The organism is Nocardia sp. NPDC051787 (assembly GCF_040681325.1).
GTDB lineage: Bacteria > Actinomycetota > Actinomycetes > Mycobacteriales > Mycobacteriaceae > Nocardia.
Window position 1 is genome coordinate 128,379 of sequence record NZ_JBFAYO010000002.1, and the last position, 15,511, is coordinate 143,889.

The following is a 15,511-nucleotide window of genomic DNA, read 5'->3' on the forward strand; positions in this document are numbered from 1 at the left end:
TACCACCTCGTCGACGACCGCCAGGCCATCACGCAGTTCGCCCGCCGTCGTGGTCAGCGGCGGCAAAGGCCGCATCCGCAGGGTCTGAGCCCGGCCGCAGACCGATGTGTGCCCGCCTCGCGTGGTGGGTAATCGGGCCGTACGCCCACGCCGTGCGGGGCGAAATGGAATGATTCGCGCTGCATCGTCCGGTGCGTATCCCGAATGAAGGAGATTTCCAGCGGTGAGCAAAGTCCAGGCGCGACAACTCGTCAACGGTCGGCGCGCGGGGCGCCGTCGCTTACCGTGGCGCTCGCTGCGGGTTATCGGCATCTTGGCGGTCGGCGCGACGGTGGCGGTGTTCACGGCGGGCGGCGTCTCGGCGAACCCGGGACCTGCACGGGAGCAAGCGCCTACCACCTGCGCCGCTCCGGTCGCGGGTCAGCCCAACGGCAAGCAGTGGCCCGCCGAGCCCGGCCTCGCCATCGATTCCAACGCCGGATACACGGCGACGCTGGCCACCACGTGCGGCACCGTGACCATCGCGCTGGACGCGGCGCGCGCTCCGCGCACGGTCAACTCGTTCGTCTTCCTTGCCGGTGAGCAGTATTTCGACCACACGAAGTGTCACCGGATCACCACCGAGGGCATCTACGTCCTGCAGTGCGGTGACCCGACGGCGACCGGTATGGGCGGCCCCGGCTATAGCTTCCCCGACGAGAATTTGGCGGGCGCCACGTACCCGGCGGGCACTGTCGCGATGGCGAATGCGGGCCCCGCCACCAACGGCAGCCAGTTCTTCGTGGTCTACCGCGACAGTCAGCTGCCGCCCGACTACACCCCGTTCGGACGGGTCACCGCAGGGATGGACGTGCTCACGTCCATCGCCGCCGCGGGTGTCAAGGACCGTTCGGGCGACGGCGCACCCGCTGTCGATGTCGTGCTGAATTCGGTTGTGGCTGTGCGCAACTGAGCGCCCGGCGCGGTGGCGGTGCGGTACCGCCACCGCGCTGTCCTGCGGGGATCAGCTCTTGCGGTCCTCGAAATACACGACCTCCAGAGATGGCCGTCCGGGTCCGCGAAGTAGCCCGCGTAGATGCCCCTCGGCCGCTGCCTCGCCGAATGCACGATGCTCCCGCCTGCCGTGTGCGATCTCCAAAGCCTTGTCCACCTCCGCGCGGCTGCCGACGAACCACCCGAGGCTGATCGGCGAACCGTCGACCCGGTCGAGCGGGATGCCCGCGCCTGCACGGCGGAACCTCCGAACTGTCGACCGACTATCTGCCGAGTCGAGTCAACTCTCCTGTCCGCCGGGGGTCTTGAACGAATCGGACATCGGAACCGGACGGGTATCCGGCGGAAGGTGTCGGTCAGCAGACACCGTGCGGCGCCGGACCACCATCGCGAGAACCGGCTCGACGATTCGGCTGGCGATCGGGCCGAGAACCGCCATCAGCAGCACGTAGGTGGTGGCCAGGGCGGCGAACTCGCCGGGAACGGCGCCCGACGAGACGGCGAGACCCGCAATGACGATCGAGAACTCACCATGGGCGACCAGAGCGGTGCCCGCGCGCGCCCGGCCGTAGCGGCCCGCACCGGCGCGCTTGGCCGCCCACCATCCGGTGGCGACCTTGCTCGCCGTCGTGACGAACGCCAGCAGGCACGCCCAGCCGAGCACCGGCGGTATGGTCGCCGGATCGGTGCTCAATCCGAACAGCACGAAGAACAGCGCCGCGAACAGATCACGCAGCGGTTCCAGCACCTTCGTGGCGTTGTGTGCGGTCGAGTCCGAGATCGCGATGCCCAGCAGGAACGCACCCACCGCCGCGGACACCTGGACCGCGGAGGCCGCTCCGGCCACCAGCAGCGCGGAGCCCAACAGCTTCAACAGGAAGATCTCGCGAACGTCACTGTCGACGATCGCGGAGACGTAGCGGCCGTAGCGTAACGCGACGATCAGCACCACCGTGACGGCGATCAGGGCGATGCTCAACGTCTGCAGCCCGGCGAGGAAACCGACACCGGCCAGCACGGCCGTGAGCACCGGCAGATACCCGGCCATCACCAGGTCTTCGAACACCAGGATGGACAGCACCACCGGTGTCTCGCGGTTACCGAGCCTGCCCAGATCGTTGAGCACTTTCGCGACGATGCCCGAGGACGAGATATACGTGACGCCCGCCATCGCAATCGCGCCGGTGAAACCCCAACCGAGCGCGAGGGCGACCAGCACGCCCGGTGTGGCATTGAGCACGATGTCCATGACGCCCGCGGCCCACGATCGGCGCATACCGGTGACCAGTTCCGCCGCACTGTATTCCAAGCCGAGCAGCAGAAGCAGCAGGACGACGCCGATTTCGCTGGCCAGGTGGATGAAGTCGTCGACCTGCCGCAGCTCGACCAAGCCGCCGGTGCCGAACACCAGCCCGCCGATGAGGTAAAGCGGGATCGGCGACATGCCGATGCGCGCGGCGATCCGGCCGAGCAGTCCGAGGCCGAAGAACACCGCGCCCAGCTGGATCAGTGCGAGTGCGGTCTCGTGCGCCACCATCGCCGCTCAGCCGTCCGTCAGGATCTTGGCGGCGGCATCCAGGCCCTCCACGGTGCCGACGACGACGAGCACGTCACCGGCGGTGAAGGTGAAGTCCGGTCCCGGCGACGGAATCGGCTGACCGCCGCGCACCACCGCGACGATGGATGCTTTTGTCCGCGTGCGCATCTGGGTCTCACCCAGCCTGCGCCCGTCGTAGCGGGAGCGATCCGGAATGGACATCTGGCGCGTGGTCAGGCCGGTGAACTGGCGGTGCTCTTCGCGTAGCTGCTCGACCAGTTGCGGCGCACCGAGCAGGTTGGCCAGCACGGCGGCCTCTTTCGCGGACAACGGTATCTGTTCGGTCTCGTCGGGGTTGTCGACCTTGCTCACGATCAGGTCCATCGTGCCGTCACGATGATCGATCACCCCTATCCGGCGCCGCGTGTTGGCCAGCGGAAACTCCTTGCGCACACCGATGCCGGGAAGGGGCGTCACCTCAACGTTCACCACTCCACCCTATCGACCACGGGTAGCAGCCAAGACAGCAGGTGACTGAATTGTCCGTATCGATACCGCCGTTTCCGTACGACACTCCAACCCGCTTGATGGACCGTGGTTTACCGCGCGTGATAAGAGAAATGGCGTGCCCCGTACATTCGCTCGTCGCCGAGCCGTCACTTCCGGCATCCGATCCGGCCGCAGCATGCGAGTCCTGTGACGGTCGCCCGTGTGGTGAACCGGTTGCGGCGACCGGGTGCGCTCGTCGTCGCGGCGGCACCGCCGGCGCGCGAGAAGGACAGTGGCTACCGGCACGACCTGGACGGGCTGCGCGGGGTGGCGATCGCGCTGGTGGTGGCGTTCCACGTCTGGTTCGGCCGGGTCTCGGGCGGGGTGGACGTCTTCCTGGTGCTGTCCGGGTTCTTCTTCACCGGCTCGCTGCTGCGCGGCGCGGAATCCACCGGCACGGTCGCGGTCCTGCGCAGCGCGCGCAGGCTTGCCCGCAGGTTGCTACCGGCCCTGGTGACCGTGCTCGCCGCTGTCGTCGCGGCGACGATTCTGCTACGGCCGTTCACCCAGTGGGGCGAGATCGCCGCGCAAACGCTGGCGTCGCTGCTGTACTACCAGAACTGGTATCTGGCGCTGTCCTGGTCGGACTACCTGGCCGCCGATCCGTCCGTGAGCCCGCTGCAACATTTGTGGTCGATGGCGGTGCAGACGCAGTTCTACCTGGCCGCCTTGCTGGGTGTGGCGCTCGCGGCGCGGCTGTGCAGGCGTTTCCTGGGTCCTGTCGCGCTGCGGCCGGTTCTGGCGATCGTCCTCGCGACGGGCGCGGTGGCCTCCTTCGTGTACGCAGCGCACGGCACCGCGGTGCACCAGGGCTGGAACTACTACGACAGTTTCGCGCGGACTTGGGAGCTGCTGGCCGGGGCACTGCTGGCGGTCGCGGCGCCCTGGCTGTCGCCCCCGCGGCCGGTGCGCGTGGCCGCGGCCGTGCTCGGCGTGGTCGCGGTGTCGACCTGCGGCTGGCTGATCGATGGCGCCGACCGGTTTCCCGGTCCGGCGGCACTGGTTCCGGTGGGCGCCGCATCGGCGCTGATCGTGGCGGGCAGCAACCTGCCCGCCGGCGCGCGTCCGCTGCCCAACCGTCTGCTCGGCGCGCCCGGCGCCGTGCGGCTCGGAGCGCTGGCCTACGCGCTGTATCTGTGGCACTGGCCGATCCTCATCTGCGTTCTCACGCGGACCGGAACCGCCACCGTGGGACTCGTCGGCGGACTCGGCGTCGTCGCGGCGTCGCTGCTGCTCGCCTACCTGACGAACAGGTTCGTCGAGGAGCCGCTGCGGATGCGATCGGCCGACCGGACACCCGTTCGCACCAGCCGAACCGGCCGGCTCGTCACCGCGCTCGGCCTCACCGTCCTCACGGTCTCGGTGGGTCAGCAGGTGGTGACCCGGATCAATCCGCCAGAGGCGGTGGCCCTTCTCGACCCGACGCACTATCCCGGAGCGGAAGCGCTGGTCAATGGAGCGAGCGCGCCCCCAGTTCGGATGCGTCCGACCGTATACGAAGCTCCCGCGGACTTCGCCTACCCGGCGCGCGACGGCTGCATCGCCGACTGGGACACCCGCGACGTCATCACCTGTACCTACGGAGACGTGGACGCGCACCGCACCGTGGCGGTGGTGGGCAGCTCACACGCCGAACACTGGGTGCCCGCCCTTGATGTGCTGGCCCGCAAGCACGGCTTCCGCGTCGAGGTCTATCTGAAGATGGGCTGCCCGCTGACCGCGGCGGCGGAACCGAGGTACAAGGGCGAAGCCATCCCGGACTGCCGCGACTGGTCCGCCGAGGTGATCGACCGCTTGGGGGCCGACCGGCCGGACTGGGTGTTCACCACCGCTACCCGCCCACGCGACGGTGTCGGCGACGAAACCCCGGCGGACTATCTGGACGTGTGGTCGCAATTGGCCGAGCGCGGGCTCAACGTGCTGGCCATTCGCGACACTCCGTGGCTACGCCGCGACGGCGTGCGGTACCGGGCGATCGATTGCCTCGCCCAGCAGGGCGACCGGATCAGCTGCGGCATGCCACGCACGGCGGCGCTGGACGAGGTCAATCCGGCCCTGGAGTTCGCCGCCTCGTTCCCCAACGTATTCCTGTTGGACCTGTCCGACGCGGTCTGCGAGCACGAGGTGTGCGCGGTCGCCGAAGGCAACATCTTGATCTATCACGACGAGCACCACCTCACGGCCAGCTACTCGCGATCGCTCGCTCCGGAGCTCGGCAGGCGATTGTCGCCGGTCCTCGGCTGGTGGTGATGCGGGCGGTCAGTTCAGCCGGAGCATGTCCGGCCACGCCTGCGACCATGGCGTGCGCGGTTGCGCGCAGCGCCAGAGGGTGACATCGCGAGTGACGCCGGGGAATCCGAGCCGGGCGTCGACGCGTCCGATCGAGGTCACCTCGGCACAGTGCGCGCGCACATCCGCCTCGGTGCCACCCACCCACAGCACCGTGGTCGCGTCGTCCGGTGGGGTGCCGAAGTAGCCGAAACCGCGGTTCGGGCTGTAGACGGCGGGCAGGCCGTAGGCCGTGCGGTGCACATCCAGAGCGCTTGCCTGCCAATACGAATCGGCGACCACCACGGCCGACGCGCGTTCCGGTTCGGGCAGCGCCCGGTAGGCGGCGGCCGTCTCCGCCGCGAGTTCCGACCAGCCGAAACGTCCGTAGACCGCGATCTCCAAGCCCGCCTTGGCCTGGGTGTCCACCGACTCGATCTCGGACTCCGGGCGCAAAGGCAGCATGAACACCACCAGTGCCGTGGACAGCGCGACGAGCGCGACGGTGACTATCCCACGCGTACGGCTCCAGTTCTCCGTCCAGCGCACCGCGCCCACAGCGATCAGCGCGCCATAGCAGCCCGCCGCGTAGTACGGGCGTCCGTTGGTCGCCACGAAGACCGCGATCAACACCAGCGGCAGCAGCCCGAGAAACCGGTAGGTACGCCAGGATTCGGCTCGAAACAGCGTCCACACCGCATAGATCAGCAATAGGCCGCCGAGCAATCCCGCCGACGCCAACGCCAGCGGCAACCAGACATAGCGGCCGCCGATGGTGGCCTGTTCCGCGGCGACCACTCCCCCGAGACGCAGCTGCGGCCACCCGTGCGCCGCCTGCCAGACCAGGCTGGGCACCGTGGCCAGCGCGACCATACCCGCGCCCCACCACAGGGCCGGGCGGCGCAGCAGCTCACGCGGTCCGTAGACCGCGACACCGATCGCGATCGCGATCCAGAAGAACGGAATCAGCCACTTGACCTGCATGTCCACCGCGGTGACCACTGCCGCCGCCAGCAGCAGCCCGTCGCGGCGGGTCCGGACCCAGCGGATCACCAGCCAGCTGACCACCACCCACAACGCGGTGTCGATCGTGTTGGTGGCCAGCTGGTCGCCCTGCACCAGCAAAAACGGCGAGGTGGCGTACGCCGCGGCGGCCAGCACCTGCGCGGGGCGGGTGCCGCCGAACTCCCGGGCGATCTGAGCCGTCACCACCACCGCGGCCACGGTGATCAGTACGGCCGGAAGCCGCAACGCCACCAGGGAATCCGGGGCGAGCAGATCCATCACCCGGGCGATCGCGGGTACCAGCGGCCCCTGGTCGGCGTAGCTGACCGCGAGCCTACGTCCGGCGGCGACGAAATACAGCTCGTCGCCGAAGAATCCGTACCGCCCGATCGAGACCAGCAGCGCCAGCGCGGCAAGCGCCGCTACCGCGCCGACGCCGCCGAGCGCGAAAGGCGGCAGCGGCGTCCCCGAAGCCGTCCGGCTGCGTTCGGCATCCAGTACCTCAGTCATCATTGCCCGCCTTCCGCGTCGCCATGTCGAACAACGTGCACACATGCGCCGAATACGCGGCAAGCGCGAAATCCGGTTCCCGAACCGCGCGCCCGGCAGCGCCGTCAATGGCGTCGCGAATCGACTTGGCCATCAGCAGAGGATCGAATTGCCCGAACTCGCCCGCGCGCTGACCTTCGGTGAGGATGTCGACGAGCGGCACGATGATGTCGCGCTCCCCATCGGCGGACGCGAACCTCGGATTGCCGTCCGCGTCACGCAGATTGGTCACGACGTCGACGAGCGCGGCCACGTACGTGGTGTTCGCGGCGATGAAGCCCAGATTCGATTCGAGGTAGGCCAACAGCTGGGCGCGCGCGCCGACGGCCGCTCCCACCCGCGGTGCGATGTACTCCGCCGCCGAGACGTACAGCTGGATCACCAGCTGCGTCATCAGATCGTCTTTCCCAGCGAAGTGGTAGGAGATGACGCCCTTGGAAATTCCTGCGTGCTCGGCGATCCGCGCCAGCGACGCGTTGCCGTATCCGACCTCGGAGATCACCTCCACCGCCGCGGCGATGATCTGCCGACGCCGCGCCTCTTCGATGAACGACCTGCGCTGACCGCCCGGCTCATTTTCTGGCCGCATGGCCAAATTTTAGCACGGGCGGCCAACAGCTGCGGCTCTAGCGTGCGGCGTCGAATGGCGCGCGATCGAAGATGATCCGGATGTGGGTGATCCGGCCATCGACGACGGTGTGGCATTCGGCGGCAGGAGCGCTCGGGACCGGAACGGTCGCGGTGTCATACATCAGCAGCGCGGTGCGTTCGTCGCCGAACGACGCCAGCAATGTCGCGTCGGTCAGCAGATCCCGGCGGAACGGTTCGAGGAAGCCGCGGAATGCCGCGGCCCCTTCCAACCGCCCCGAGGGCGCATCGCAGATGATGTCGTCGGCGAGATACGTCATCGCCTTGTCGAAGTCGTGTCCGGTCCAGGCGTGATAGAACGCCAGCGAGGTCTGCAGAGCGACACTGCCGGTGGGGTACGACATGGTATTTCCTTTCGGTAGATGCATCGGTTCGAGACCGTGCTGTTCGTACTGACACCACCTGCGAGCGGGACGGAACGCACCGCATGAAAAAATCGCGGCGTGACACGATGAGCGATGTGCGACAAACCCCGCTGGACCAGGCGCGCGCCGGCGACGAGCAGGCTTTTCGCGCCCTCGTCGATCCATACCGGAGCGAGCTGGAGCTGCACTGTTATCGCCTGCTGGGCTCTGTGACCGATGCCGAGGACATGGTCCAGGAGACCCTCTTGGCGGCGTGGCGGGGCCTGGCAGGGTTCCAGCAGCGCTCCTCGGTGCGCACCTGGCTGTACCGCATTGCCACCAACCGCTGCCTCAACGCGCAGCGGGATGCCCGTCGGCGGCGGCCACCCGAGCCGACGCCGCCCTTTTCGCCGCCCGCGCCCACCCGGTGGGGTGAGCTCCGCTGGTTGCAGCCCTACCCGGACGGCAGGCTGGACGTCGCCGATCCCGAGCCGGGCCCCGAAGCCCGGTATCAGGCCGCCGAAGCCGTCGAACTGGCCTTCGTCGCGGGGTTGCAGCGGCTACCGCCGCGCCAAGCGGCCACCCTGGTGCTGCGCGACGTACTCGGTTTCCCTCTTGCCGAGGTGGCCGAACTCCTCGACAGCACACCCACCGTGGTCAAGGGCAGCTTGCAACGCGCACGGGCGACGCTGGACCGGCACCGTGGTCGTCTCGACCGGCGGCCACCCGCGCCAACCGAACTCGACCTCGCACGGCGCTTCGCCGCGGCCTATATCGCGGGCGACGTCCACGGCGTGGTCACGCTCCTCACCGACGATGCTTGGCTGTCCATGCCGCCCGCACCGCACGAGTACCGCGGTCCAGCCGCGATCGCCGCGTTCTTGGGCACGTCCATCGCCTACCGCGGCGAGCGCCGGGTTCACCTGGTACCTGTCCGGGCCAACACCCAGCCAGCCTTCGGCGCCTACCTAGACGACCCGGCGCGACCGGTGGCGACTCCGGCCGGGCTGATCGTGCTGACGCTCGCGGGCGACCGGATCGGTGCGATCACCCGCTTCCATCTCGACGATCTCTACCCGAGGTTCGGGCTCCCCGGTCAGCTGCCGACCTCGCCGCGTGGGTGAGGCCGGCCCACTCCCGAATGCCGAGGGCCGCGCCTCCAGCGGAGACGCGGCCCTCGGTTGTAAATCACACGCAGCCGGATGTAGACGATCCGCTCGCCCTTCTCCTACAAGTACTGGCCCGTATTCGACTCCGTATCGATCGCGCGGCTGGCGCTGGCGTTCTTGCCGGTGACCAGTGTGCGGATGTAGACGATCCGCTCGCCCTTCTTGCCCGAGATGCGGGCCCAGTCATCGGGATTCGTGGTGTTGGGCAGGTCCTCGTTCTCGGAGAACTCGTCCACGATCGAATCGTAGAGATGCTGGATGCGCAGGCCGGGATTGCCGGTGTCGAGCACCGCCTTGATGGCGTACTTCTTGGAGCGGTCCACGATGTTCTGGATCATGGCGCCGGAGTTGAAGTCCTTGAAGTACAGGACCTCCTTGTCACCGTTGGCGTAGGTGACCTCCAGGAAGCGGTTGTCCTCGCTCTCGGCGTACATCCGGTCGACGACCCGCTCGATCATCGCGGCGATGCACAGCGCCTTGTCGCCGCCGAACTCCGCGAGATCGTCGTCGTGCAGCGGGAGGTGCTCGGTGAGGTACTTCGAGAAGATGTCCTGCGCCGACTCCGCGTCCGGACGCTCGATCTTGATCTTCACGTCCAGGCGGCCCGGTCGCAGAATGGCCGGATCGATCATGTCCTCGCGGTTGGAGGCGCCGATCACGATGACGTTCTCCAGGCCCTCGACGCCGTCGATCTCCGACAGCAGCTGCGGTACCACCGTGGTCTCCACGTCCGAGGAGACGCCGGAACCGCGGGTGCGGAAGATCGAGTCCATCTCGTCGAAGAACACGATCACCGGAGTGCCCTCGGACGCCTTCTCCCTGGCCCGCTGGAAGATGATCCGGATGTGCCGCTCGGTCTCGCCGACGAACTTGTTCAGCAGCTCGGGGCCCTTGATGTTGAGGAAGAACGACTTGGCTTCCTTGGCGTCCTCACCGCGTGCCTCGGCGATCTTCTTGGCCAGCGAGTTCGCCACCGCCTTGGCGATGAGCGTCTTACCGCAGCCGGGCGGACCGTAGAGCAGCACGCCCTTCGGCGGACGCAGCGCGTACTCACGGAACAGATCCTTGTGCAGGAACGGCAGCTCCACCGCGTCGCGGATCTGCTCGATCTGCCTGCCCAAGCCACCGATGTCGCTGTAGTCGACATCCGGGACCTCTTCCAGCACGAGATCCTCGACCTCGGCCTTGGGGATGCGCTCGAACGCGAAACCGGCCTTCGTGTCCACCAGGAGCGAGTCGCCGGGGCGCAGTTTGCGAATCGGGGAATCGGGGTCTTCCAGGTCGTCGAGCTCGGCGATGTTGGCCAACGGACCCGCCAGCCACACCACGCGCTCTTCGTCGGCGTGGCCGACGACCAAGGCGCGACGTCCGTCGTCGAGGATCTCCCGTAGGGTTCCGATCTCGCCGACCGCGTCGTAGTGCCCGGCCTCGACGACCGTGAGCGCCTCGTTGAGGCGGACGGTCTGGCCGTACTCGAGCGTCGATGTCTCGATATTCGGCGAACACGTCAACCGCATCTTGCGACCCGAAGTGAACACGTCGACCGTCTGATCGTCGTACACACCGATCAGAATGCCGTATCCGCTCGGCGGCTGACCCAGCCGATCGACCTCCTCACGCAGCGCGACCAACTGCTGGCGCGCTTCCTTGAGTGTGTCCATCAGCTTCGTGTTGCGAATGGTCAGCGAATCGATGCGGGCTTCCAATTCCCGTGTGCGATCCGGCGAATCGGCGAGTTGCCTTCGGAGTGCAGCCGCCTCGGCGCGTACTGCCTCGAGTTCTCTCCAGGCCGCCGAATCCGAATTCTCGATGGGGCTCATGTGCTGCTCCTCCCAGTCCCGGTCTATCAACGCTACCGGGCGCGACCCGTTCTCGCTTTCCGACATGGTTTCTTCGTGATCACATCTGGGCCGCGATCGGCCGCCGGACCACCATGTTAGCCTGCCCTAACCAGACCGTGGCGAACCTGCTCGCCACCTAGCCGAAAGGTTGCTGACCATGCTCCTTCCCGCCAGAACTCTGCGCGTTTCCGTTGCCGCCGCCGCGGCCGCGCTGGCCATTTCCTGCGGTCTGGCGGCCTGCGGGTCCGACGACGACTCCGCCGCCACGACCACCTCGGCGGCGTCGGCCACCGCGACGTCGAGTACCCACGGCCACGGCGACCATGCGGCGGGCGCGCCGACCGCCGAGACGCTGCAGGCGGTACTGGCCGCGCTCGCCGACCCGACCGTGCCCACCGCCGAGAAGACGAAGCTGATCGTCAACGGCGAGCAGCGCGCCTCGAACATCGACCGGATGAACGCGGGCCTGCAAGGCTACAAGCTCACCTTCACGGTCGCCGACATCACCACCCAGGGCAACACCGCGAACGCGCAGGTGACTATCACCTCCCCGCACGGCTCCGCGCCTGCCGTGCCGCTGACATGGGAAAACGTCGACGGAACCTGGAAGCTGTCGGACGCGAGCGGCTGCCTGCTGCTCGGCTTCGCACAGGCGCCCTGCGTTCCGGCCTGAGCCGGGCGCACCCGACGGCGGGCGACCCGGGCTCGCCCGCCCGGCCGCGTTCACCCCTTCGAGGGCCTGCGTTGCGGCTTGGGGGTGACGGTGCCCTCGGCCAGCCTGCGGGCGCTGACGAGGAAGGCGGTGTGGCCTTGCATGCGGTGTTCCGGACGCACCGCGAGGCCGACCACATGCCACGGCCGCACCAGTGACTCCCAGGAGCGGGGCTCGGTCCAGCACTCCTGCTCGCGCAGCGCCTCCACCACCTTCGACAGCTGAGTGACGGTAGCCACGTAGACGATCAGCACGCCGCCCGGCACGAGTGCCTTGGACACCGCGGGCAGCGCCTCCCATGGCGCGAGCATGTCCAGCACCGCGCGGTCGACCGGCTCCCCGGCGTAGTCGGCCACGTCGCCGACCGTCAGCGACCAGTTAGCCGGGCGTTCGCCGAAGAACGTCTCCACATTGCGGACGGCATGTTCGGCGTGGTCGGCGCGAATCTCGTAGGAGATCACCTCGCCCTGGGGCCCGACCGCGCGCAACAGCGAGCAGGTGAGCGCGCCCGAACCCGCACCGGCCTCGAGCACGCGGGCGCCGGGGAACATGTCGCCCTCGTGCACGATCTGCGCGGCGTCCTTGGGGTAGATCACCGCGGCGCCGCGCGGCATGGACAGCACATAGTCGATCAGCAGGGGACGCAGCGCCAGATACGGCGTGCCGTTGGTGGAGTGCACCACACTGCCCTCGTCGGCACCGATCAGGCTATCGTGCTTGATGCCGCCACGATGGGTGTGGAACTCCTTGCCCGGCTCCAGGACCACCGTGTACAGGCGCCCTTTGGCATCGGTCAGCTGCACCCGGTCACCGACGCTGAATGGCCCGGTCCGTCTGGCCGTCATGAATCTCCGTTCCCCTGGTTCGAATCCGTGCTGTCGCGCACCGGCGTGTCGGTGCCGCGGGATAGCCTGCCAGGTATGTGCTCGCCCGTGTCCACGCCCCCTGCCGACGACGCGCAGACGTCCGGGCCCGAGGCGACGGCGAGGCGTGCCAGGCCCGCGCTGTCGCCTTCCCGGGCAATGGATTTCAAGCAGTGCCCGCTGAAGTACCGGTTCCGTGCGATCGATCGGATCCCGGAGCCGCCCTCGCGGCACGCGGTGCGTGGCACGGTGGTGCACGCGGTGCTGGAGGACCTCTACGGGCTGCCCGCGGCCGAGCGCCTGCCCGAACGGGCCGACGCGCTGGTGCCCGCGGCGTGGGCGCGGGTGCGCACCGAGCAGCCCGAGGTCGCCGAGCTGATCGTCGACGAGGAGCTCGACGCGTTCCTCGACGAGGTGCGCGCGCTGGTGGGGCGCTACTACCGGCTGGAGGATCCGACCCGGTTCGATCCGGAATCGCGCGAGGCGCACGTGGAGGTCGAACTCGACGACGGCGCGCTGCTGCGCGGGTTCGTCGACCGGATCGACGTCGCCCCGAACGGTGCGCTGCGCGTCGTGGACTATAAGACCGGCCGGGCGCCGGGGCCCTTGCAGGAGACCAAGGCACTGTTCCAGCTGAAGTTCTACGCGCTGGTGGTGCTGCGCACCCGAGGCCTGGTGCCCGCCCAGCTGCGGCTGATCTATCTGGCCGACGAACAGATCCTCACCTACACCCCCGACGAGCAGGAGCTGCTGCGCTTCGAGCGCACACTGTCGGCCCTGTGGGCGGCCATCCTGGAGGCGGGGCGCACGGGAGACTTCCAGCCGAACACCAGCTGGCTGTGCTCCTACTGCGACTACAAACCGCTGTGCCCGGAATTCGGCGGCACACCGCCGCCCTACCCCGGCTGGCCGACCGGCGGGGCCGCCGAGTCACCGGACGAGACGCTGGCCGAGGCTGTCTCCGACTGAGCGCTGGATGCCGTTCAACGCTGAAAGTACGGCACCGACGCCAGAGCGCCAGCCATGGTCGGGAACAGGGCTGGACGGGGCTCTTGCATGGCTGGATGCCGTTGCGGCGGGCGGAAAGTCGCCTGAGTGTGGTTCCTGACTGACCGAAATCACGCTGACGTTGCCCGAGCAACTGGGGCCGGTCTTCGACCACGAACGCGTGGCAGGTCAGGCGGACGCGGCTCGCATGTCGAGTGCCGCGGAGATCAGCTCGCGCGCCTGTTGGCCGGTCACCGCCTGCTTCGCCAGGATGTCGAAGGCTCGGCCGTACAGGGCTATCTCTCGTGGTTGGGTGATGGTCAGCTCAGCCGTCACGGTTTCGACCATGACCCTGTCGTTGTCGAATATCGTGAAGTTCGTCATCGACACTCGGTACGGCGCTTCAGCCGGAACGATCCCGAGAACGACTCTGGGCATACCGGCCACGGCCAAGAGCCGGTCCAGTTGTCCGATCATGGTCTGGTCATTGCCGACCGTGGTATGTAGGGCTTGCGCAGCTATGACGAAGTGGAATCGGTGGTCACGGCGATACAAAACCTGTTGCCGTTCCATCCGCTTGGATACGCCTTCATCAACGTCGTTCGGTACTTGCTGGAATTCGACAACGCTTCGTAGCACGCCCTCGGCGTACTCCGCTGTCTGAAGTAAGCCCGGTATCAGGAACGGGTGGTACACCCGCATTACCTCGGTTTCGGCTTCCAGCCTGATTGAGGCTTCTTGTCGTCGCTTGGTGCCGGTGCCGAGTACGCGCCTCCATTCGAGCCATGCAGCCTCGATATTGCGGAGGGTAGCTATCAGGTCGGGTAGCTGACTTTCAGCGTCGGTGTGGGCACACCAGATTCGTATATCGGCGTCGGTGGGTTTGGTCCTCCCGTATTCGATTTTCGACACCTTGGTTTGATGCCAGCCCGCGCGGCGGGCAAGCTCGGTGCCGGTCAAGCCCGCATCTTGGCGAAGCTCCCGGAGCCGTGCCCCGAGAGCTTCCTTTGCCTGGTCCAAAGAGCTCGTCACGGCTCGCTGTATTCCGACAACGGCACGGCCAGCGACCACACCCGTTCTTTCACCGTACGGATATAGTCAACGATCTTCGGATCCGTCGTCACCGCACCGCCAAGCCAGCGCCCACGCTTGCCGGGCTCGAATACGGTAAACGCGACTACTTCGTCATCGAATATCCAGAAATCGTCGGTCGTCAACTCATCGGGGCTGATCAGGTGGCGCGGAAGATACCGCACGTCTTCGCCTGCCTCCGCATTGAGGCGGGCAACGTGTTTCGCATACCGGGTGTAGTCGTTATGCGGCACGGTGACTACCCGCGCCCGACTGACCGCTACGCCTCGGCCGACCGTCTCCCGGACGTGCTTCAGCCACGGTTGGAACCACTCGTAGTCCTCGGGTTCGTGGTTCAGGAAACGCTGAAGAGGCGGGTAGTCGGCGGGGTAGTAGTTGTCTTTTACCTCCAGGTGAAAGGCTTCCCGCTTGGCGTCTCGGAACAGGTCGTTGAATGCCTCACCCTGTGCTAGCAGCATTGCCGTAGAACGTCCTTTCCAGCTTGGCCACCTCGATAGCCGTCTCGTCGGGGTAGATGTCCATCTGTGCCAGCGCTTCAAGGTCCATAACCGGTGCGCCGGACAGAACGAAGGTCCCCCGGCCGGTGTCGGTCATGGTGGCACCAATGAACGTGTCCGGTAGAGCGAAGCCGAGTAACAAGTGTGGTATCTCGATGATTCCCGGTGTGTCCGTCGTCCATCCCTGCACGACATAGGTACCTCTGTCGGTGACGAACAACGACGGGCAGCCGCCGCCCTCTGTGCCGCCTCTGCCGAGGAAATATAACCGCATGGTTTGGCCTCCAATCGGTTCAAGCGTGTTCATGCTCCACACTGGCCATGATCGCTGCCCAATCCCATTCTTGCACAGCTAATGTGGATACTGAGCATGCTAGAGCATGAAGCTAGACGTGCGTGCTCACGGCTTCTTACCGTCGAACGCAGCACCCGACGTCGGGGTGATGCCGGTGCCGAT

General features: G+C 67.3%; 15 protein-coding genes. 5 read left to right on the forward strand and 10 right to left on the reverse strand.

Annotated features, from left to right (window positions below; all coding sequences use genetic code 11):
• Window positions 1–223: 223 nt before the first annotated feature.
• Window positions 224–952, forward strand: a complete 729-nt coding sequence (locus AB0M45_RS02555; protein WP_364322103.1) for a peptidylprolyl isomerase — start codon at window positions 224–226, stop codon at window positions 950–952.
• Window positions 953–1,273: 321 nt separating this feature from the next.
• Here AB0M45_RS02555 and AB0M45_RS02560 read toward each other — a convergent pair whose 3' ends face one another.
• A complete protein-coding gene (locus tag AB0M45_RS02560) occupies window positions 1,274–2,530 on the reverse strand; it encodes a cation:proton antiporter (RefSeq protein WP_364322105.1) in 1,257 nt (418 codons plus the stop codon).
• Window positions 2,531–2,536: 6 nt separating this feature from the next.
• The gene (locus AB0M45_RS02565) at window positions 2,537–3,019 is read right to left on the reverse strand and encodes a TrkA C-terminal domain-containing protein (protein ID WP_364322107.1); all 483 of its coding nucleotides are present in this window, start codon (window positions 3,017–3,019) and stop codon (window positions 2,537–2,539) included.
• 309 nt (window positions 3,020–3,328) lie between these two features.
• Between AB0M45_RS02565 and AB0M45_RS02570 the strand changes: the two genes are divergently transcribed.
• A complete protein-coding gene (locus AB0M45_RS02570) occupies window positions 3,329–5,329 on the forward strand; it encodes an acyltransferase family protein (RefSeq protein WP_364322568.1) in 2,001 nt (666 codons plus the stop codon).
• Between the two features lie 9 nt (window positions 5,330–5,338).
• On the opposite strand, the gene AB0M45_RS02575 is transcribed toward AB0M45_RS02570, so the two are convergent.
• The 3 genes from AB0M45_RS02575 to AB0M45_RS02585 are packed head-to-tail and all read right to left on the reverse strand — an operon-like array spanning window position 5,339 to window position 7,893.
• Window positions 5,339–6,862, reverse strand: a complete 1,524-nt coding sequence (locus tag AB0M45_RS02575) for a glycosyltransferase family 39 protein (RefSeq protein WP_364322109.1) — start codon at window positions 6,860–6,862, stop codon at window positions 5,339–5,341.
• Entirely contained in the window at window positions 6,855–7,490 is a 636-nt protein-coding gene (locus AB0M45_RS02580) for a TetR/AcrR family transcriptional regulator (protein ID WP_364322111.1), read from the reverse strand. The genes AB0M45_RS02575 and AB0M45_RS02580 overlap by 8 nt, the downstream gene beginning before the upstream one ends.
• 37 nt (window positions 7,491–7,527) lie before the next feature.
• Window positions 7,528–7,893: a nuclear transport factor 2 family protein gene (locus tag AB0M45_RS02585; RefSeq protein WP_364322113.1), complete on the reverse strand. Its 366-nt coding sequence runs from the start codon at window positions 7,891–7,893 to the stop codon at window positions 7,528–7,530.
• 107 nt (window positions 7,894–8,000) lie between these two features.
• On the opposite strand from AB0M45_RS02585, the gene AB0M45_RS02590 reads away from it, so the two are divergent.
• A complete protein-coding gene (locus tag AB0M45_RS02590) occupies window positions 8,001–9,017 on the forward strand; it encodes an RNA polymerase subunit sigma-70 (protein ID WP_364322115.1) in 1,017 nt (338 codons plus the stop codon).
• Window positions 9,018–9,121: 104 nt separating this feature from the next.
• Here AB0M45_RS02590 and arc read toward each other — a convergent pair whose 3' ends face one another.
• Window positions 9,122–10,882, reverse strand: a complete 1,761-nt coding sequence (arc, locus tag AB0M45_RS02595; RefSeq protein ID WP_067475854.1) for a proteasome ATPase — start codon at window positions 10,880–10,882, stop codon at window positions 9,122–9,124.
• 178 nt (window positions 10,883–11,060) lie between these two features.
• Between arc and AB0M45_RS02600 the strand changes: the two genes are divergently transcribed.
• The gene (locus AB0M45_RS02600) at window positions 11,061–11,576 is read left to right on the forward strand and encodes a hypothetical protein (RefSeq protein WP_364322117.1); all 516 of its coding nucleotides are present in this window, start codon (window positions 11,061–11,063) and stop codon (window positions 11,574–11,576) included.
• Window positions 11,577–11,626: 50 nt separating this feature from the next.
• On the opposite strand, the gene AB0M45_RS02605 is transcribed toward AB0M45_RS02600, so the two are convergent.
• Window positions 11,627–12,460, reverse strand: coding sequence for a tRNA (adenine-N1)-methyltransferase (locus AB0M45_RS02605; protein WP_364322119.1), 834 nt, complete (start codon window positions 12,458–12,460; stop codon window positions 11,627–11,629).
• Between the two features lie 75 nt (window positions 12,461–12,535).
• Here AB0M45_RS02605 and AB0M45_RS02610 point away from each other — a divergent pair, with 75 nt between their 5' ends.
• Window positions 12,536–13,447, forward strand: a complete 912-nt coding sequence (locus tag AB0M45_RS02610; RefSeq protein ID WP_364322121.1) for a RecB family exonuclease — start codon at window positions 12,536–12,538, stop codon at window positions 13,445–13,447.
• Window positions 13,448–13,654: 207 nt separating this feature from the next.
• Here AB0M45_RS02610 and AB0M45_RS02615 read toward each other — a convergent pair whose 3' ends face one another.
• The 3 genes from AB0M45_RS02615 to AB0M45_RS02625 are packed head-to-tail and all read right to left on the reverse strand — an operon-like array spanning window position 13,655 to window position 15,361.
• A complete protein-coding gene (locus AB0M45_RS02615) occupies window positions 13,655–14,536 on the reverse strand; it encodes a helix-turn-helix transcriptional regulator (RefSeq protein ID WP_364322123.1) in 882 nt (293 codons plus the stop codon).
• Window positions 14,494–15,015 carry a DUF6879 family protein gene (locus tag AB0M45_RS02620; RefSeq protein WP_364322125.1) on the reverse strand — a complete coding sequence of 174 codons (522 nt, stop codon included), beginning with the start codon at window positions 15,013–15,015 and terminating at the stop codon, window positions 14,494–14,496. Before AB0M45_RS02620 ends, AB0M45_RS02615 begins: the two co-directional genes overlap by 43 nt.
• The gene (locus AB0M45_RS02625; protein ID WP_364322127.1) at window positions 14,996–15,361 is read right to left on the reverse strand and encodes a hypothetical protein; all 366 of its coding nucleotides are present in this window, start codon (window positions 15,359–15,361) and stop codon (window positions 14,996–14,998) included. The genes AB0M45_RS02620 and AB0M45_RS02625 overlap by 20 nt, the downstream gene beginning before the upstream one ends.
• Window positions 15,362–15,511: the final 150 nt, after the last annotated feature.